At 73.7% G+C, this 18,208-nt stretch carries 16 protein-coding genes and 1 riboswitch; of the genes, 15 read left to right on the top strand and 1 reads right to left on the bottom strand.

Annotated elements, in window-relative coordinates; genetic code table 11:
• The 11 genes from ACIY1X_RS02550 to ACIY1X_RS02600 form a co-directional block, all read left to right on the top strand.
• The coding region (locus ACIY1X_RS02550; RefSeq protein WP_399677760.1) for an SDR family NAD(P)-dependent oxidoreductase at positions 1 to 799 on the top strand (799 nt) is incomplete at its 5' end.
• Positions 800 to 814: 15 nt separating this feature from the next.
• A complete protein-coding gene (locus tag ACIY1X_RS02555) occupies positions 815 to 1,183 on the top strand; it encodes a VOC family protein (protein ID WP_399677762.1) in 369 nt (122 codons plus the stop codon).
• Positions 1,180 to 2,142, top strand: coding sequence for a flavin reductase (locus tag ACIY1X_RS02560; RefSeq protein WP_399677764.1), 963 nt, complete (start codon positions 1,180 to 1,182; stop codon positions 2,140 to 2,142). Before ACIY1X_RS02555 ends, ACIY1X_RS02560 begins: the two co-directional genes overlap by 4 nt.
• A gap of 24 nt (positions 2,143 to 2,166) precedes the next feature.
• Positions 2,167 to 2,423, top strand: a riboswitch (cobalamin riboswitch).
• A gap of 81 nt (positions 2,424 to 2,504) precedes the next feature.
• Complete coding sequence (locus ACIY1X_RS02565) at positions 2,505 to 4,394, top strand: TonB-dependent receptor domain-containing protein (protein ID WP_399677766.1); 1,890 nt, start codon at positions 2,505 to 2,507, stop codon at positions 4,392 to 4,394.
• Positions 4,395 to 4,419: 25 nt separating this feature from the next.
• On the top strand, positions 4,420 to 5,025 hold the full coding sequence (locus ACIY1X_RS02570; RefSeq protein WP_399677768.1) for a bifunctional adenosylcobinamide kinase/adenosylcobinamide-phosphate guanylyltransferase: 606 nt from the start codon (positions 4,420 to 4,422) through the stop codon (positions 5,023 to 5,025).
• Entirely contained in the window at positions 5,022 to 5,909 is an 888-nt protein-coding gene (locus ACIY1X_RS02575; protein WP_399677769.1) for an ABC transporter substrate-binding protein, read from the top strand. The genes ACIY1X_RS02570 and ACIY1X_RS02575 overlap by 4 nt, the downstream gene beginning before the upstream one ends.
• Complete coding sequence (locus ACIY1X_RS02580; RefSeq protein ID WP_399677771.1) at positions 5,909 to 6,907, top strand: FecCD family ABC transporter permease; 999 nt, start codon at positions 5,909 to 5,911, stop codon at positions 6,905 to 6,907. The genes ACIY1X_RS02575 and ACIY1X_RS02580 overlap by 1 nt, the downstream gene beginning before the upstream one ends.
• Complete coding sequence (locus ACIY1X_RS02585) at positions 6,904 to 7,686, top strand: ABC transporter ATP-binding protein (protein WP_399677773.1); 783 nt, start codon at positions 6,904 to 6,906, stop codon at positions 7,684 to 7,686. Before ACIY1X_RS02580 ends, ACIY1X_RS02585 begins: the two co-directional genes overlap by 4 nt.
• Positions 7,687 to 7,701: 15 nt before the next feature.
• Positions 7,702 to 8,271, top strand: coding sequence for a cob(I)yrinic acid a,c-diamide adenosyltransferase (gene cobO, locus ACIY1X_RS02590; protein WP_399677775.1), 570 nt, complete (start codon positions 7,702 to 7,704; stop codon positions 8,269 to 8,271).
• Positions 8,272 to 8,315: 44 nt separating this feature from the next.
• On the top strand, positions 8,316 to 9,266 hold the full coding sequence (gene cbiB / locus ACIY1X_RS02595) for an adenosylcobinamide-phosphate synthase CbiB (protein WP_399677777.1): 951 nt from the start codon (positions 8,316 to 8,318) through the stop codon (positions 9,264 to 9,266).
• A complete protein-coding gene (locus ACIY1X_RS02600) occupies positions 9,263 to 10,273 on the top strand; it encodes an aminotransferase class I/II-fold pyridoxal phosphate-dependent enzyme (RefSeq protein ID WP_399677779.1) in 1,011 nt (336 codons plus the stop codon). Before cbiB ends, ACIY1X_RS02600 begins: the two co-directional genes overlap by 4 nt.
• Before the next feature lie 19 nt (positions 10,274 to 10,292).
• Here ACIY1X_RS02600 and ACIY1X_RS02605 read toward each other — a convergent pair whose 3' ends face one another.
• Positions 10,293 to 11,210 carry a LysR family transcriptional regulator gene (locus ACIY1X_RS02605; protein ID WP_038204778.1) on the bottom strand — a complete coding sequence of 306 codons (918 nt, stop codon included), beginning with the start codon at positions 11,208 to 11,210 and terminating at the stop codon, positions 10,293 to 10,295.
• A gap of 226 nt (positions 11,211 to 11,436) precedes the next feature.
• Here ACIY1X_RS02605 and ACIY1X_RS02610 point away from each other — a divergent pair, with 226 nt between their 5' ends.
• The 4 genes from ACIY1X_RS02610 to ACIY1X_RS02625 form a co-directional block, all read left to right on the top strand.
• The gene (locus ACIY1X_RS02610) at positions 11,437 to 12,315 is read left to right on the top strand and encodes an alpha/beta hydrolase (protein WP_399677782.1); all 879 of its coding nucleotides are present in this window, start codon (positions 11,437 to 11,439) and stop codon (positions 12,313 to 12,315) included.
• A gap of 158 nt (positions 12,316 to 12,473) precedes the next feature.
• Positions 12,474 to 13,718 (top strand): efflux RND transporter periplasmic adaptor subunit, encoded by a 1,245-nt coding sequence (locus ACIY1X_RS02615; protein WP_399677784.1) that lies wholly within the window; start codon positions 12,474 to 12,476, stop codon positions 13,716 to 13,718.
• Positions 13,719 to 13,830: 112 nt separating this feature from the next.
• The gene (locus ACIY1X_RS02620) at positions 13,831 to 17,106 is read left to right on the top strand and encodes an efflux RND transporter permease subunit (protein WP_399677786.1); all 3,276 of its coding nucleotides are present in this window, start codon (positions 13,831 to 13,833) and stop codon (positions 17,104 to 17,106) included.
• A 28-nt stretch (positions 17,107 to 17,134) separates the two neighbouring features.
• The coding region (locus ACIY1X_RS02625; protein WP_399677788.1) for an efflux transporter outer membrane subunit at positions 17,135 to 18,208 on the top strand (1,074 nt) is incomplete at its 3' end.

Consider the following 18,208-nt stretch of genomic DNA (forward strand, 5'->3'; position numbering starts at 1 on the left):
CAGTCCCGCCCCCTTCGCCGATGACGCCCTGCGCGGCAGGGTGGCCGTGGTCACCGGCGCGTCCGGCGGCCTCGGCCTGGCGATCTGCCGGCAGCTGCGCGCCATGGGCGCCAGCGTGGTGCAGGCCGACATCGGCCACCCCGAGGCGCCGGCCGAGGCCGACGGCCTGCTGGCCGTGCGCACCGACATCGCGGACCCGGCCTCGGTCGACGCCCTGGCGGCGCTGACGCGCGAGCGCTTCGGCCGCTGCGACGTGCTGGTGAACAACGCCGCCATCACCGCCGCGCCGGTGGCGCTGGAGCGCCTGCCGCTGGAGCTGTGGGACCGCATCTTCCAGGTGAACCTGCGCGGCGCGCTGCTGTGCGCGCAGGCCCTGGTGCCGATGATGTTCGAGCGGCAGGCCGGCAGCATCGTCAACGTGGCGTCCATCGCCGCGCGGGCGCCGTCGCAGGGCGGCGCCTACGGCCCGGCCAAGGCCGCCATGCAGGCGCTGACCCGCCAGATGGCGGTGGAGTGGGGGCCGCGCGGCCTGCGGGCCAACACGGTCAGCCCCGGCATGATCCGCACGCCGCTGTCGGAGCCGCACTACCGCCGCGAAGGCGCGCTCGAAAGCCGCATCGCCGCCATCCCGGCGCGGCGCATCGGCCTGCCCGAGGACATCGCCGCGGCCGTCGCCTTCCTCGCCAGCGACGGCGCGGCCTACGTCAACGGACAGGACCTCGTGGTCGACGGCGGCTTCCTCAAGGCGCCCCTGACCAACCTCTATCGCAACGGCGGCGCACCCCGGGCCGCTTCCTGAGACAAAGCAACGCCCATGGAATCGCCAAAGCGCCTTCAGAACGTGTTCGTGGTGGCCGAGCGGCCCGCCGAACTCCATGCCTTCTACACGTCCGCGCTGGGCCTCGCGCTCAAGTTCCGCGACGAGGACCGCTGGATCCAGTACGGCGTCGGCCCGGCCAACGTGGCGCTGGCCTGCCGCGAGGAGGCCGCGCCGGCGCAGTCTGGCCTGGTGATGGTGTTCGAGGTGGACGATTTCGCGGGCGCCGAGGCGCGCATCGCCGCCGCGGGCGGCACGGTGCTCGGCACGCGCGACATGGGCTCGCACGGCGCCGTGGTGTCGCTGCGCGACCCCGAGGGCAACATCGTCCAGCTCTTCAAGCGCCAGGGGACGCCTGCGCCATGAGCACGGAGACGAGCATCGACCCCAAGCTGTTCCGCCAACTGCTGGGCTGCTTCCCGACGGGCGTGGCCATCATCACCACCCACACGGCCGACGGGCAGCCCGTCGGCCTGACCTGCAACTCCTTCAGCTCCGTGTCGCTGGAGCCGCCCCTGGTGCTGTTCAGCCTGCGCAAGGCGAGCAGCCTGCTCGGCGTGTTCGCGCAGGCGGATGCCTTCGCCATCAACATCCTGTCGCAGAGCCAGGACGCGCTGTCCGGCCGCTTCGCGTCGAGCAAGATCGCAGACAAGTTCGAGGGCGTGGCGTGGCGCCGGGGCGAGCTCGGCACGCCGCTCATCGACGACTGCCTGGCCAGCTTCGAGTGCCGGGTGCATGCGCGGCACGAGGCCGGCGACCACGACATCTTCATCGGCGAGGTCAGGCACATGGGCACCGGCCCGGCCGACCATGCGCTGGTGTTCTACAAGGGCGCCTACATGATGCTCGCCGAGTCGCTGCGCAAGCTGGTGCTCGAAGGGCGCCTGGGCACGGCCGACATCGACGAGGCCTACCGCGCGCTGTACGGCACGCTGCTGCGGCTGGCCTGCGAGCGGGCCTCCGAGGCGGAGGTCGACGCGATCGAGGCGGCCGTCGCCGAGATCGAGCAGCACCAGGGCGAGCAGGCGCTGCCCCGGCGCATCGAGGCCACGGCGAGCTTCTTCTCCTCGATCGCGCTGGCCGGCCACAACGAGGCCCTGCGGCTGATGGCGCAGACCATGACCGCCGTGCTGCGCGAACGCATGACGCACGTGATCCCGGCGCGCCCCCGGCCCGACGTGTTCCCGCTGCGGCGCAAGCTCGTGCAGTCGCTGCGCGGCCGCGACGCGCAGGGCGCCGTCGCCGCCCTGGACGAACTCATCGCGATGCTGCGCAAGGACGGCGACGCCGACACCGGCGCGGCCAAGGAGGCCACCGCCCTCTGAGTGGCGCGCCGGGCGCCTCGCCCGCATAGAATCCGCGCCGTTGGTGCTCGTGCCGCGGTTCGCGCGGCACAGTTCAACGGGAAGCAGGAGCCGAGGGACTTTCCAGTCGCCAGAGCCGGCCTGCGCTGCCCCCGCAACGGTCAAGCAGCCGGCCCCGCGCGCATCGCGTGCGTGGCCACCTCGTCCAATCCAGCCACTGGGCGCCGTCGACACGCGGCGCCTGGGAAGGCGGCCGAGGCGCGCTGTCAGCCCGGATACCGGCCAACAAGGCGGCTGCCGCGTTTTCTCCAGGCGCGGCGGCCTTGGTGCCCAGGGCCGGCGGGGAAGCTGGCCAGGGCTCTTGAGCAGGAAACGTCGCTCCCATGACCCCCCGTGACCCCTCGTCGCGCGCCGCACTGCGCGTTTCGTCCCTTGCCGCCGCGCTGGCTGCGGCCTTCGCCCCTTCTGCCTTCGCCCAGGGCGCGCATCCCGCGCTGCAGGAAACCGTCGTCACCGCCACGCGCGTGGAGCAGCCGCTGTCGGAACTGGTGTCCGACGTCTCCGTGATCGAGCGGGAGACCATCGAGCACAGCGGCGCCACCGGCGTGGCCGACCTGCTGGCGCGGCTGCCCGGCGTGGAGCTCACGCGCAACGGCGGCATCGGCAACAGCACCAGCCTGTTCCTGCGCGGCGCCGAGACACGCTTCACCGCCGTCTACCTGGACGGCGTGCGGCTGGACTCGCAATCCACCGGCGGCGTGATGTGGGAGACGATCCCGCTGGCGCAGATCGACCGCATCGAGGTGCTGCGCGGCCCGGCCGCCGCGGTGTACGGCTCCGATGCGGTGGCGGGCGTGGTGCAGCTGTTCACCCGCAAGGGCGAGGGCAAGGCCACGCCCTTCGTCAGCTACGGCATCGGCAGCCGCCGCACTTCGAAGACGCAGCTCGGCGTGAGCGGCGCCATCGGCGCCTTCGACTACTCGGTGGGGGCCTCCTACGAGCAGAGCCGCAACTTCGACGTGCGCACGCCCAATGTCAAGCACAACCCGGACGACGACTACTACAAGAACAGCGCAGCCAACGTGCGGCTGGGCTGGCAGATCGGCGAGCGCCACCGGCTGGACTTCACCATGCTGGAGAACACGCTGGACTCGGGCTACGACGGCTTCACCTACGACCCGCTGCGGCCGGTGGACGACCGCAACCGCTACCACCTGCGCGCCAGCGGCCTCACGTGGACGGCGAAGTGGACGCCCGAGTACACGACCAGGCTGTCGGTCACCGACTCCAACACGCGCTACGAGACGGTGGTGAAGAACGCCGTGCCCGACTACGTCACCCAGACGCGCCTGCGCGGCTACCTGTTCCAGAACGAATACCGGCTCGGCGCGCACCTGTTCACCGCCGCGCTGGAGCGCCGCGAGGACAAGCTCTACAACCCGGCGCTGGACGAGTGGAGCACCACCATCGCCCGCGAGCGCTCGCAGGACGGCCTGGCGCTGGGCTACGGCTACAGCGCCGGCGCGCACTCGCTGCAGGTCAACCTGCGCCACGACCGCGACAGCGAGTTCGGCGGCAAGACCACCGGCAGCGCCGCCTACGGCTACGAGTTCGCCAAAGGCTGGCGCGTCACCGCCTCGGCCGGCACCTCCTTCCGGGCGCCCACGCTGTACCAGCGCTTCAGCGAGTACGGCGTGGCGGGCCTGAAGCCCGAGACCGGCCGCAACGCCGAGCTGGGCCTGCGCTACGCCGACGCCGCCACCACCGCCAGCCTGACGCTCTACCGCAACCGCGTGCGCAACCTGATCGTGTTCGACTACGACGCCACCGGCTGCGACTCCTTCTTCGGCTGCTACGCGAACGTGGGCCGCGGCGAGTACAAGGGCATCACGCTGGCGGCCAGCCACAGCTTCGGCGACGTGACGCTGCGCGGCTCGCTGGACCTGCAGGAGCCGCGCGACAAGGACACCGGCCACCTGCTGGCGCGCCGCGCGCGCGTGCACGGCACCCTGGGCGCGGACTGGCGCGTGGCCGGCTGGACGCTGGGCGCCGAGCTGCAGGCCTCGGGGCGCCGCTGGGACGACGCGGCCAACACGCGCGAGCTGGGCGGCTACGGCCTGGTCAACCTCAGCGCCAGCACCAGCTTCGCGCGCGACTGGACCTTCACCGCGCGCATCGACAATGCCGGCGACAAGCGCTACCAGGTGGCGCGCGACTACGCCACCGCCGGCCGCACGGTCTACGTCGGCCTGAAGTGGCAGCCGCATTGGTGAAGAACGGAAGGGACACGGCGCATCCATGAGCGAAGAAGGCGGGCACGGCGCGGCGGACATCGCCGCCAGCGAATTCATCCTCGGCGGACAGAAGAGCGGCAAGTCGCGCCGCGGCGAGGCGCTGGCCGCGGCCTGGCTGGCGCGCTCGCCCGCGCACCGCGCCGTGCTTGTGGCCACCGGGCAGGCCTGGGACGACGAGATGCGCCAGCGCATCGCGCTGCACCAGTTCGAGCGCGCCGCGCGGGTGCCGGCGCTGGAGACCATCGAGGAGCCGCTGCGCGTGCCCGAGGCCGTCATGGCCGCCAGCACGCCCGAGACGCTGGTGCTGGTGGACTGCCTGACGCTGTGGCTGACCAACCTGATGATGCCGCCCGAGCTGGACCCGGCCCGCGCCGCGGGCCCCGACTGGCAGGACGGCGTGGCGCTGCTGCCCGAGGCGCTGGCTGTGGCGCAGGGGCCGGTGGTGCTGGTGAGCAACGAGATCGGCCTGGGCGTCATCCCGCTGGGCGCCGAGACGCGCGCCTTCGTCGACGTGCTGGGGCGCCTGAACCAGCAGGTGGCCGCTGCCTGCGAGCGCGTGACGCTGATGGCCGCCGGGCTGCCGCTGCGGCTGAAGGGCGGGGCGGCATGAGGCGGCTGCTCCTCTGGACGCTGGCGCTGTGCGCGGGGGGCGGCGCCCTGGCCGCGCCGCTGGAGGCGGTGGACGACCGCGGCACCACCGTGCGCCTGGCCGCGCCGCCGCAGCGCATCGTCTCGATCCTGCCCTCGCTGACCGAGACCGTGTGCGAACTGGGCGCCTGCGCCCGGCTGGTCGGCGTGGACCGCTATTCCAACTGGCCCGCGCCGGTGCGCGCGCTGCCGCTGGTGGGCGGCGGCATCGATCCGAACGTGGAGGCCATCGTCGCGCTCAAGCCCGACCTGGTGCTGGCCGCGCCGTCCTCGCGGGTGGCGTCGCGCCTGGAATCGCTGGGCATCACCGTGGCCGTGCTGGAGCCGAAGAACCAGGCCGGCATGCAGCGCGTGATCGGCCAGGTGGCGCGGCTGCTGGACGTGCCGCCGGCCGAGGCCGACGCGCTGTGGCGCCGCATCGACGCGGGCGTGAACGCGGCGGCCGAATCGGTGCCCGCCGCGGCGCGCGGCGCGCGGGTGTACTTCGAGGTCAACAACGGCCCCTATGCGGCCGGCGAGTCCTCCTTCATGGGCGAGACGATGGCGAGGCTGGGCGCGCGCAACATCATCCCGGCAGCACTCGGCCCCTTTCCCAAGATCAGTCCCGAGTTCGTCGTGCGCGCCGACCCGCAGGTGATCATGGTCGGCCAGCGCAGCGGGCAGGGGCTGGAGCAGCGGCCCGGCTGGGCCGCCATCCGCGCGGTGCGCGAGGGCCGCGTGTGCCGCTTCGACGCCGAGCAGAGCGACATCCTGGTGCGCCCCGGCCCGCGCATGGCCGAGGCCGCGCGGCTGATGGCCGACTGCCTGGCGCGCCGGCCGGCCGCGGCCGCAGGCGCCGCCCGCTGATGCAGTCCCGCCGCGCCAACGCCGTGCTGGCCGCCCTGCTGGGCGCCGCCGTGCTGGTGCTGGTGCTGGGCGCCGCGGTGGGCAGCACCGGCCTGCACGCGCTGTGGGGCCCGCAGGCCGACCCGGTCGCCTGGCAGATCGTGCGCGACATCCGGCTGCCGCGCGCCGCCGGCGCCTGGCTGGCCGGCGCGCTGCTGGGGCTGGCCGGCGCGGTGGCGCAAGGCCTGTTCCGCAACCCGCTGGCCGATCCGTACCTGCTCGGCAGCGCCTCGGGCGCCGGGCTGGGCGTGGCGCTGGCGCTGACGCTGTTCGGCGCCTCGGCCCAGTCCACGCAGTGGGTGGTGCGCCTGGGCCTCACGGGCGCCGCCTTCCTCGGCGCGGTGGTGGCGGTGCTGCTCACGCTGACGCTGGCACGCGGCGTGCAGCAGACGCTGCGCCTGCTGCTGGCCGGCGTGATCGTCGGCGTGGTGCTGGGCGCGCTGAAGGACCTCGTCAGCATCGCCTCGGCCGACATCCTGCAGGCGCTGCAGGGCTTCATGCTCGGCACCACGGGCCTGCTGGGCTGGAGCGCCTGCGCGCTGATGGCCGGCGTGCTGGCCGCGTGCCTGCTGGCGGGCTGGCTGCTCGCGCCGGTGCTCGACGGGCTGGCGCTGGGCGAGGACACCGCCGCCAGCCTGGGCCTGCCGCTGCCGGCCCTGCGCGCCGCGCTGGTGGGCGTGCTCGCGCTGGCTACGGGCGCGGCCGTCGCGCAGACCGGGCTGATCGCCTTCGTCGGCCTCGCGGCGCCGCACCTGGTGCGCTCGCTGGTCAAGACGCCGCATGCGCGCCTGCTGCTGCTCTCGTCGTTGATGGGCGGCCTGCTGCTGGCGGCGGCGGACCTGCTGGCGCGCTGGCTCATCGCGCCGCAGGAGCTGCCGGTGGGCGTGCTCACCGCGGTGCTGGGCGGCGGCTACCTGCTGTGGCTGATGCACCGCCGCGCGGTGCGGAGCGTGCAATGAACGACACGGCCGCCTGCATGCTCCGGGCGCGCGGCCTGCATGCGCGGCTGGGCGGCGCACCGGTGCTGCACGGCATCGACCTCGCCCTGCCGGCCGGCCGCTGGACCAGCATCGTCGGCCCCAACGGCGCCGGCAAGTCCACCCTGCTGCGCTGCCTGGCCGGGCTGCTGCGGTGCACCGGCGAAGTGGAACTGGCCGGCCGGCCGCTGGCCGGCTGGACGCCGCGCGAGCGCGCCCGCCGCCTGGCCTGGCTGGGGCAGGGCGGCGCGGCCGACCCGGCGGCCGACGAACTCACCGTCCACGACGTCGCGATGCTCGGCCGCCTGCCGCACCAGCGCTGGCTGGCGGCCCCCTCGGCCGCCGACCGCGCGGTGGTGGAGGCGGCGCTGCGCCGCACGCAGGCGTGGGACTGGCGCGAGCGCCCGCTGGGGCACCTGTCGGGCGGCGAGCGCCAGCGCGTGCTGCTGGCCCGCGCGCTGGCGGTGCAGGCCGGCGTGCTGCTGATGGACGAGCCGCTGGCCAACCTCGACCCGCCGCACCAGTCCGACTGGCTCGCCACGGCGCGCGAGCTGGCCGATGGCGGCTGCACGGTGGTCAGCGTGCTGCACGAACTGCACGCGGCGCTGGCGGCCGACGAACTGGTCGTGATGGCCGGCGGCCGCGTGATGCACCACGGCGCGACCGGCGACGCCGCCACGCACCGCGCGCTGGAGGCCGTGTTCGACGGCCGCGTGGCGGTGCACCGTGTCGAGGGGCAGTGGATCGCGCTGCCTCGCTGAAGGAGAAAGAGACCCATGCAGATCGAGACCCCACCCTCCGCCAAGCCCTACGACAAGCCCGAAGGCGAGCGCCGCGGCCTGGTGATCGTCAACACCGGCGACGGCAAGGGCAAGAGCACGGCCGCCTTCGGCCTGGCCCTGCGCGCGCATGGCCGCGGCAAGGCGGTGAAGATCTTCCAGTTCATGAAGGTGCCCACGGCGCGCTTCGGCGAGCACCGCATGTTCGAGCAGATCGGTGTCCCCATCGAAGGATTGGGCGACGGCTTCAGCTGGAAGAGCCAGGACCTGGAGCGCTCGGCGCAACTGGCGCGCGACGGCTGGCAGAAGGCGAGGGCGGCCATCCTCTCGGGCGAGTATTTCCTCGTGGTGCTGGACGAGATCACCTACCCGCTGATCTACGGCTGGCTGCCGCCGGGCGAGGTGCTGGCCGCGCTGCGCGAGCGGCCCAGGGAGGTGCACGTGGTGCTGACCGGCCGCCGCTGCCCGCAGGAGATCGTCGACATCGCCGACACCGTGACCGAGATGCGTCTGGTCAAGCACGCCTTCCAGGCCGGCGTGCCGGCGCAGCGCGGCATCGAAGACTGACGCATGCCGCTGCCGTCCTCTTTCACTGCGGGCCGGCCGTCCTGATGCTGGAGCTGGCCGCCATCCCGCTGCTGGCGTTGGCCGCCGACCGGCTGCTGGGCGAACCGCCGGCGCGCTGGCACCCGGTGGTGTGGATGGGGCGCTACCTGGGCTGGGCCGGCGCACGGCTGGCGCCCCGCGCCGGCGCGCCGCGGGTGCTGTCGGACCGGCGCGTGTTCTGGGGCGCGGCGCTGACCTGGTGCGCCGCCGCCGCGGCGGTCTTCGCGCTGGCCTGGCTGCTGCAGCGCTGGCTGCTGGCGCAGCCGGCCTGGCTGGCGCTGCCGGCGCTGGCGCTGGGCCTCAAGCCGCAGCTCGCCTGGGCGCTGCTGCGCAGCGAGGTGCAGGCGGTGGAATCGGCGCTGGCCGTGTCGCTGGACGCCGGCCGCGAACGGCTGGCGTGGCTGGTCAGCCGCGACGTGCGCGCCCTCGATGCCGCGGCAGTGCGCGAGAGCACCATCGAGTCGCTGGCCGAGAACCTGAACGACTCGGTGGTCGCGCCGCTGCTGTGGTTCGCGCTGCTGGGCCTGCCGGGCGCGGCGCTGTACCGCTTCGCCAACACGGCGGATGCGATGTGGGGCTACCGCGGCGAACGCGGCGGGCGCGACTGGACCTGGGCCGGCAAGTGGGCCGCCCGCGCCGACGACCTGCTGTCGTGGCTGCCGGCGCGCATCACCGCGCTGCTGCTGGCCCTGGCGGCGCTGCGCTGGCCGCGCACGCTGGTGCGCGAGGCGGCGCGCACGCCGTCGCCCAACGGCGGTTGGCCGATGGCGGCCGCCGCGCTGCTGCTCGGCGTGCGGCTGGGCAAGCCGGGCGTGTACGTGCTGAACGCGGCCGGGGCTGTGCCCCGGGCCGACGACACGCGCCGCGCGATCGTGCTCGCCGGCCGGGCCGCGTGGCTGGCCGGGCTGGCCTGCACAGCGGTGCTGGCCGCGGCGGGCGGATGGGCCACTGCATGAACGCCGACGCCGCACCCGTGCACGGCGGACCGGACGCGGCCGGCGCGGCGCCGCACGACTTCTCGACCAACGCCAACGCCTGCGGACCGTGCCCTCCGGCGCTGGCCGCCGTGCAGGCGGCGGACCCGACGCGCTACCCCGATCCGGCCTGCACCGACCTGCGCGAGCGCATCGCCGCCTTCCACGGTGTGGCGCGCGAGCGCATCGTCGTCGCCGCCAGCGGCAGCGAGTTCATCGCGCGCATCACGGCTGCCGTCGCGCAGGCGTCGCGCGGCCGCGGCACGGTGCGGGTGCCGGCCTGGGCCTACGGCGACTACGCGCGGGCCGCGCGCGCGCAGGGCCTGGGCGTGGTGCGCGGCCTGCCGGCGCGGGGCGAGGTGCTCTCCTGGGGCTGCGATCCGTCCTCGCCGCTGGGCGACACGCCGCCCGACCTGGCCGCGCGCGTCGATGCGCTGCCGACCGGCGTGCCTCTCGTGCTCGACCGCGCCTATGCCCCGCTGCGGCTGGCCGGCGCGCCGGCGCTGGACGGCGCCCGCCTGGCGCGCGTGTGGCAGTTGTGGTCGCCCAACAAGGCGCTGGGCCTGACGGGCGTGCGCGGCGCCTATGCCGTCGCACCGGCAGGCGATGCCGCCTCGCCGCTGCTGCACGCGCTGCAGCGCCTGGCGCCCTCGTGGCCGCTGGGCGCGCACGGCGTGGCGATGCTCCAGGCCTGGACCGAGCCCGCCGCGCAGGACTGGCTGGCCGCCAGCCTGCCGGTGCTGCGCGACTGGAAGGACCGCCAGCTCGCGCTGTGCCGCCGCCTCGGCTGGGCGCCGCTGGCGAGCGACGCCAGCTTCTTCTGCGTGCGGCTGCCCGACGGCGACGCGGGCCCGCTGCTGCGCCGCCTGCGCGCGGCCGGCGTCCAGTTGCGCGACTGCGCCTCCTTCGGGCTGCACGGGCACGCACGGCTGGGCGTGCGGCCGCCGGCCAGCCAGGCGGCACTGGAGGAGGCGGCCGCCGGCCCCTGACGCGCCGAGGCGGCCCGGTTCAGGCGCGCGCCAGATGGGGCTGGAGTGCGAACTCCGCGGCCGCCCAGTCCACGAAGGCACGCACCTTGGCGCTGAGGTGCCGGTTGGGCGGGTAGACCACGTGCACCGGCAGCGGGTCGCAGTGCCAGTCGGGGAACAGCTCGACCAGCTCGCCGCTCTCCAGGTAGGGTGCGGCGATGAAGCGCACCATCTGCGCCACGCCGAAGCCCGCCAGCGCGGCCGAGGTGTAGGCGTTGCTGTCGTTCACGGCGAGGCGGTAGGGGTTGCTCACCTCCAGCGTCTCGTCGCCCCTGCGGAACTGCAGCGGGTACATGCGCCGCGAGTTGCTGGAGAAGAAGTTGATCACGTGCTGGCGGCCGCGCTCCAGGTCGTGCGGCGTCTGCGGCGTGCCGTACTTCTTCAGGTAGGCGGGCGCGGCCACCGTCGCGAAGGGCAGGGTGCCGATGCGGCGCGCCACCAGCGACTGGTCCGTGATGTCGCCGGCGCGGATCACCACGTCCACGTTGTCGCCGATCAGATCCACCGTCCGGTCGCTCACGCCCAGGTCGACCTGGATGTCCGGGTACTGGTCGCAGAAGCTGGCCAGCCGCGGGATGATGACCAGCCGCGCGGTGGAGGTGCCCACGTCCACGCGCAGCTTGCCGCTGGGCGCGGCGTTGCTGTTGGCCATGCTGGCCTCCAGCTCGTCGAAGTCGTTGAGCAGGCGCGCCACGCGCTCGTAGTAGGCGGCGCCGTCGGGCGTGACGGTCACGCGGCGGGTGGTGCGGTTGAGCAGCTTGACGCGCAGGCGCGCCTCCAGCGCCTGGATCTGCTTGGTGACGGTGCCCTTGGGCAGGTCGAGGGAATCCGCCGCGCGCGTGAAGTTGCCGGCCTCCACGACGCGCACGAACACCCGCATGGTCTGGATCTGGTCCATGGATGGAAATAGGAGAGGAGCGAAGAGCGAATGTGCCTGGCGCCGCCGGCACGCGGCGCGCCCCAGGGTTGCGGCGGGCGCCACGCCGCCGGAGCGAGGCTGCATTCTGTACCGCACCCCGAAGGCCATTGTTGCTGCCGGGGAAACAGAGTGGGAAGGCCCGGCCCGTGCGGCGCGGCGGCGCGGCTCGTATAGTTCTCCTACGCCGATCCGAAAAGGTCCCACGATGTCCACCTCCACCGCCACCCATCCGCCCGGGGCAGCCGCCACGGCCGGCTGCGCCGTGGCCGAAGAAGACATCCGCATCGAACTCGCCGGCGGCGAGCCGGCGCAGGCCCGCGTCTATGGCGAGCGGCGCAAGGGCGCCGCGGGCGCCCCGCTGGTGCTGCACTTCCATGGCGGCACCTTCGTGTGCGGCAGCCTGGACAACGGCCGCAACGTGGCCCGGCTGCTGTGCGCCGCCGGGGCGCGGGTGGTGTCGCTGGCCTACCCGCTGGCGCCGGAGCATCCCTTTCCGAAGCCGATCGAGGTCGGCTACGCCGCGCTGGAATGGGTCTACAAGCAGCGCGTCAAGTTGGCCGGCAAGGGCGCACGCGTGTTCCTGGCCGGCGAGGAAGCAGGCGGCAACCTGGCCGCGGCCGTGGCCCTGGTGGCGCGCGACCGCGGGCATCCGCCGCTGGCGGGCCAGATCCTGCTGTCGCCCATGCTCGACCCGTGCGCCGGCACCGCCTCGGTGCGCGAGGCGACCTGCTCCGACGCGCCCTGCAAGTGGGCCACCGGCTGGCAGAGCTACCTGCGCCGGCCGATGGACACGATGCACCCCTACGCGGTGCCGGGCTCGTCGCTGCGGCTGGCCGACGTGGCCGCCACGCTGGTGCTGGTGGGGCCGGACGACCCGATGCGCGACGAGGCGCTGGCCTATGCGAAGCGGCTGCAGGCGGCCGGCATCCCGGTCACCGCGGCCGTGCTGCCGAACGACTCGCAGTGGCCCGATGCGCTGTACCAGCCCGACGACCCCGGGTGTCCGGTCTGCGCGGCGACGGTGAAGCAGCGCTTCATCGACTTCTTCGAGGCGGAGCCCTCCGGCGCGCCGCCGCCGCTCTGACCGCGGCGCCGCGCCGCGATGCATGACGGCGGGCGCCCACCCGCCGACCCTTTCCGGCAACCCGCCGGAGCCCACGACCACAACCGACGAACGCCACGCCCCGCGCCACCCGCGCAGGGTGCGGCGCCCTGCATCCCTTCGATCCGAAAGGAACCGCCATGGCCAACCCGAACGCACAGCCTTCCTCGTCCTCACCGCCGGCGCGCCGGCGGCTCTGGCCCGCCATCACCAGCCTCACCGCCGTGCTGGCGGTGGGGGCCGGCATCGCCGGCCTGTACGGCCTGCGCGCCGAGGCGAGCAACCCGCCCGCCGATGCGGCGCCGCAGGCCACACCGGTGTCGGTCGCCATGGTGGAGGAGCGTCCCGTCAACGCCTGGGACGAGTTCTCCGGCCGGCTGGAGGCCGTGGAGCGGGTGGACGTGCGCTCGCGCGTCGCCGGCGCGGTGCAGGCCATCCACTTCCGCGAAGGCGCGCTGGTCAGGCAGGGCGACCTGCTGCTGACCATCGACCCCGCGCCCTACCAGGCCGAGGTGCAGCGCGCCGAGGCGCAGGTCGCCTCGGCCCAGGCACGCGCCGGCTACACCCGCAGCGAGCAGGAGCGCGCCCGGCGCCTGTACGACGAGCAGGCCATCGCCCAGCGCGAGCTGGACGAGCGCCTGAACGCCGGCCGCGAGGCCGAGGCCAACCTGCGCGCCGCCCAGGCGGCGCTGCAGAGCGCGCGGCTGAACCTCTCGTACACCCAGGTGCGCGCGCCGGTGGCGGGGCGCATCGGCCGGGCCGAGGTCACGGTCGGCAACCTGGTGCCAGCGGGGCCGGGCGCGCCGGTGCTCACCACGCTGGTGTCGGTCAGCCCGATCTACGCCAGCTTCGACGCCGACGAGCAGGTGGTGGCCCGCGCGCTGAAGGACCTGCCCGGCGGCGGCGCCGTCCGCACGCAGATCGCGCAGATCCCGGTGCAGATGGGCACCGCCGCCACCGAGGGCACGCCCTTCGAAGGCCGGTTGCAGCTCATCGACAACCAGGTCGACCTGAAGAGCGGCACGGTGCGGGTGCGCGCCACCTTCGACAACGCCGACGGCGCGCTGATCCCCGGCCAGTTCGCCCGCATCCGCATGGGCCAGGCGCAGGACAGCCGCGCCGTGCTGGTGAGCGAGCGCGCCGTGGGCACCGACCAGAGCAAGAAGTTCGTGCTGGTGGTCGGCGAAGGGAACAAGGCCGAGTACCGCGAAGTCACGCTCGGCGCCTCGGTGCAGGGCCTGCGCGTGGTGCGCTCGGGCCTGAAGGCCGGCGAGCGCATCGTGGTCAACGGCACGCAGCACGTGCGGCCCGGCGCGCTGGTCGCGCCGAGCGAGGTGCCGATGACGGCCACGGCGAGCGCCGAGCGCGCCGGCGCCCGCTCATGACCTTGCGCTGAGCGCACAAGACCACTTCAAGACACGAAGCAGACGCCACCGTGCGGGCCCTCGCGGCCCGCGCGGGGGCCTTCCTCACCCCGCCACCGCAGGAGATGGCGCCATGAACCTCTCTAAATTCTTCATCGACCGGCCGATCTTCGCCGGCGTGCTGTCGCTGCTCATGCTGATCGCCGGCCTGATCGCGCTGCGCGGCCTGCCGATCTCGGAGTACCCCGAGGTCTCGCCGCCGCAGATCGTGGTGCGGGCGCAGTACCCCGGCGCCAACCCCAAGGTGATCGCCGAGACCGTCGCGACGCCGCTGGAGGAGCAGATCAACGGCGTGGAAGGCATGCTCTACATGGGCAGCCAGGCCACCACCGACGGCGTGATGACGCTCACCGTCACCTTCCGCCTGGGCACCGATCCCGACAAGGCGCAGCAGCTCGTGCAGAACCGCGTCGCGCAGGCCGAGCCGCGCCTGCCGGAAGAGGTGCGCCGCCTGGGCCTGACGACGGTGAAGAGCTCGCCCGACATCACGATGGTGGTGCACCTGGTCTCGCCCAACAACCGCTACGACATCGACTACCTGCGCAACTACGCGGTGCTCAACGTCAAGGACCGGCTGGCGCGCATCGAGGGCGTGGGCCAGGTGCAGATCTGGGGCGGCGGCGAGTACGCGATGCGCGTGTGGCTCGACCCGCAGAAGATGGCGCAGCGGGGCCTCTCGGCCAGCGACGTGGTGGGCGCCATCCGCGGCCAGAACCTGCAGGCGGCCGCCGGCGTGGTGGGCGCCTCGCCGGGGCTGCCGGGGGTGGACCTGCAACTGTCGGTCAACGCCCGCGGGCGGCTGGCCAACGAGGAGGAGTTCGGCGACATCATCGTCAAGGGCGGCGCCGCGGGCGAGCCCTCGACCCAGGTGGTGCGGCTGCGCGACGTGGCCCGCCTGGAGCTGGGCGCGGCCGACTACTCGCTGCGCTCGCTGCTCGACAACGACCCGGCGGTGGGCATCGGCGTGTTCCAGGCGCCGGGCTCCAACGCGCTGCAGATCTCCGACACCGTGCGCCACACGATGGACGAGATCCAGAAGACCATGCCCGAGGGCGTGGAGTACCGCATCGCCTACGACCCGACGCAGTTCGTGCGCGCCTCCATCGCGTCGGTGATCCACACGCTGCTGGAGGCGGTGGCGCTGGTGGTGCTGGTCGTGATCCTGTTCCTGCAGACCTGGCGCGCCTCGATCATCCCGCTGCTGGCGGTGCCGGTGTCGGTGATCGGCACCTTCGCGGTGCTGCATCTGCTGGGCTTCTCGATCAACGCGCTGTCGCTCTTCGGGCTGGTGCTGGCCATCGGCATCGTGGTGGACGACGCGATCGTGGTGGTCGAGAACGTGGAGCGCAACATCGAGGCCGGCCTGAGCCCGCGCGACGCGACCTACCGCGCCATGCGCGAGGTCTCGGGGCCGATCATCGCCATCGCGCTGGTGCTGGTGGCGGTGTTCGTGCCGCTGGCCTTCATCTCGGGCCTCACGGGGCAGTTCTACCGGCAGTTCGCCGTCACCATCGCCATCTCGACGGTGATCTCGGCGATCAACTCGCTGACGCTCTCGCCGGCGCTGGCGGCGCTGCTGCTCAAGTCGCATGACGCGCCGCGCGACGCGCTCACCCGCGGCATGGACAAGGTGCTGGGCGGCTTCTTCCGCGGCTTCAACCGCTTCTTCCACCGCGGCAGCGAGGCCTACGGCGGCGGCGTGCGCGGCGTGATCTCGCGCAAGACGCTGATGCTCGTGATCTACCTGGCGCTGGCGGGGCTGACCTTCGGCCTGTTCAAGGCGGTGCCCGGCGGCTTCGTGCCGACGCAGGACAAGCAGTACCTGATCGGCTTCGCGCAGCTGCCCGACGGCGCCACGCTGGACCGCACCGACGAGGTGATCCGCCGCATGGGCGAGATCATGAAGAAGAACCCCAGCATCGAGGGCACGCTGGCCTTCCCGGGGCTGTCGATCAACGGCTTCACCAACAGCTCCAACGCCGGCATCGTGTTCGCGATGCTCAAGCCCTTCGACCAGCGCAAGGGCGCCGACCAGAGCGGCGCGGCGGTGGCGGGCCAGCTCAACCAGGCCTTCGCCGGCATCCAGGACGCCTTCATCGTGATGTTCCCGCCGCCGCCGGTGGCGGGGCTGGGCACCACGGGCGGCTTCAAGCTGCAGCTGGAAGACCGCGCCTCGCTCGGCTACGAGGCGATGGACAAGGCGGTGCAGGCCTTCATGGGCAAGGCGCGCCAGGCGCCGGAGCTGACGGGCATGTTCACCAGCTGGCAGGTCAACGTGCCGCAGCTCTTCGCCGACGTCGACCGCACCAAGGCGCGCCAGTTGGGCGTGCCGCTGACGGACATCTTCGACACGCTGCAGATCTACCTGGGCAGCCTCTACGCCAACGATTTCAACAAGTTCGGCCGCACCTACAGCGTGCGCGTGCAGGCCGACGCGCCGTACCGCGCGCGGGCCGAGGACATCGGCGCGCTGAAGGTGCGCTCCGCGTCGGGCGAGATGATCCCGCTGGCGGCGCTGATGAAGGTGGAGTCGAGCTTCGGGCCCGAGCGCGCCATGCGCTACAACGGCTACCTCACCGCCGACATCAACGGCGCCGCGGGGCCGGGCTTCTCGTCGGGCCAGGCGCAGGCCGTCATCGAGCGCATCGCCGCCGAGACGCTGCCGCCGGGCATCGGCTTCGAGTGGACCGACCTGACCTACCAGGAGATCCTGGCCGGCAATTCGGCGGTGATCGTGTTCCCGCTGGCGATCCTGCTGGTCTTCCTGGTGCTGGCGGCGCAGTACGAGAGCCTGACGCTGCCGCTGGCGATCATCCTGATCGTGCCGATGGGCCTGCTGGCGGCGATGACGGGCGTGTGGCTCTCGGCGGGCGACAACAACGTCTTCACGCAGATCGGGCTGATCGTGCTGGTGGGCCTGTCGGCCAAGAACGCCATCCTGATCGTCGAGTTCGCGCGCGAGCTGGAGTTCGCGGGACGCACGCCGGTGCAGGCCGCCATCGAGGCCAGCCGGCTGCGCCTGCGGCCGATCCTGATGACCTCGCTGGCCTTCATCATGGGCGTGCTGCCGCTGGTGCTGTCCACCGGCGCCGGCTCGGAGATGCGGCGCGCGATGGGCGTGGCCGTGTTCGCCGGGATGATCGGCGTGACGGCCTTCGGCCTGTTCCTCACGCCGGTGTTCTACGTCGCGCTGCGCCGGCTGGCGGGCAACCGGCCGCTGCGCCAGCACGGCCAGGTGCCCACGCATGCCGACGACTTCGTCTCGGCCGAGCACCCGGTGCACGGCGAGGGCGGCGGCGGTGCCGGCCCGCAGCTGCTGCCGGCCGCCCCGCGCGGCCACCACGAATGAACGCATCGCGTCCACGAGGAGAACGACCATGACGAACTTTCTTCCCCGCATGGCGCTCGCGCCTTTGCTGGCCGCCCTGGTGCTGGCCGGCTGCGCCAGCGCGCCCGAAGGCGTGCCGGCGGTGGCGACGCCGGCGCAGTTCAAGGAGGCGCTGGCGCCCTCCGGCCCGGGTACCGAAGGCCGCTGGACTGCCGCCGCGCCGGCCGAGGCCCAGCCGCGCGGCGAGTGGTGGCGCGCCTTCCAGGACCCGGTGCTCGACGCGCTGGTCGCCCGTGCCGCCGAGAACAACACCAGCCTGCAGCAGGCCGCCGCCCGCGTGCGGCAGGCGAGGGCGCTGGCCCGCAGCGCGCAGGCCGACCGCCTGCCGCAGGTCGGCCTCGACGCCGGCGCCAGCCGCCAGCGCGGCCTGGACCGCAACCAGTTCACGCAGCCCTCGACCTTGCTCACCGCCGGCGTCGGCGCCGCCTGGGAACTGGACCTGTTCGGCCGCCTCGCGCGCACCGAAGACGCTGCGCAGCTCGACGCGCAGGCGCGCGAGGCGCTGCTGCAAAGCACTCGCCTGATGGTGCAGGCCGAAGTGGCCCAGACCTACCTGGCCCTGCGCGCCGCCGATGCGGAACGCGCCCTGGTGCGCGAGAGCGTGGACGCCTACCGCGACACCCTGCGCCTGACGCAGCGCCGCCAGCAGGCGGGCGACGTGGCCGCGCTGGACGTGGCGCGGGTGCAGACCGAGGTCGCGTCCAACGAGTCCGAGGCGCTGGCGCTGGACCGCCGCCGCGCCGAGCTGGAGCACGCGCTGGCCGTGCTGGTGGGCGAGCCGCCGGCCGGCTTCGGCGTTGGCGTCGCGCCGTGGCAGACGGCGCTGCCGGTGGTGCCGGCCGGCGTGCCCTCCACCGTGCTGACGCGCCGGCCCGACGTGGCGGCGGCGCAGGCCGCGGTGCTGGCGGCGCAGGCGCGCGTCGGCGCGGCAAAGGCGGCGTACTTCCCCGACATCGCGCTCACTGCCGGCGGCGGCTTCGCCTCGCCGGAGCTGGGCGACCTGTTCAAGTGGTCGGCGCGCTCGTGGGGCATCGGCGCGCTGCTGTCGCTGCCGATCTTCGAC

Source organism: Xenophilus sp., assembly GCF_044462705.1.
Taxonomy (GTDB): Bacteria; Pseudomonadota; Gammaproteobacteria; order Burkholderiales; family Burkholderiaceae_C; genus Xenophilus; species Xenophilus azovorans.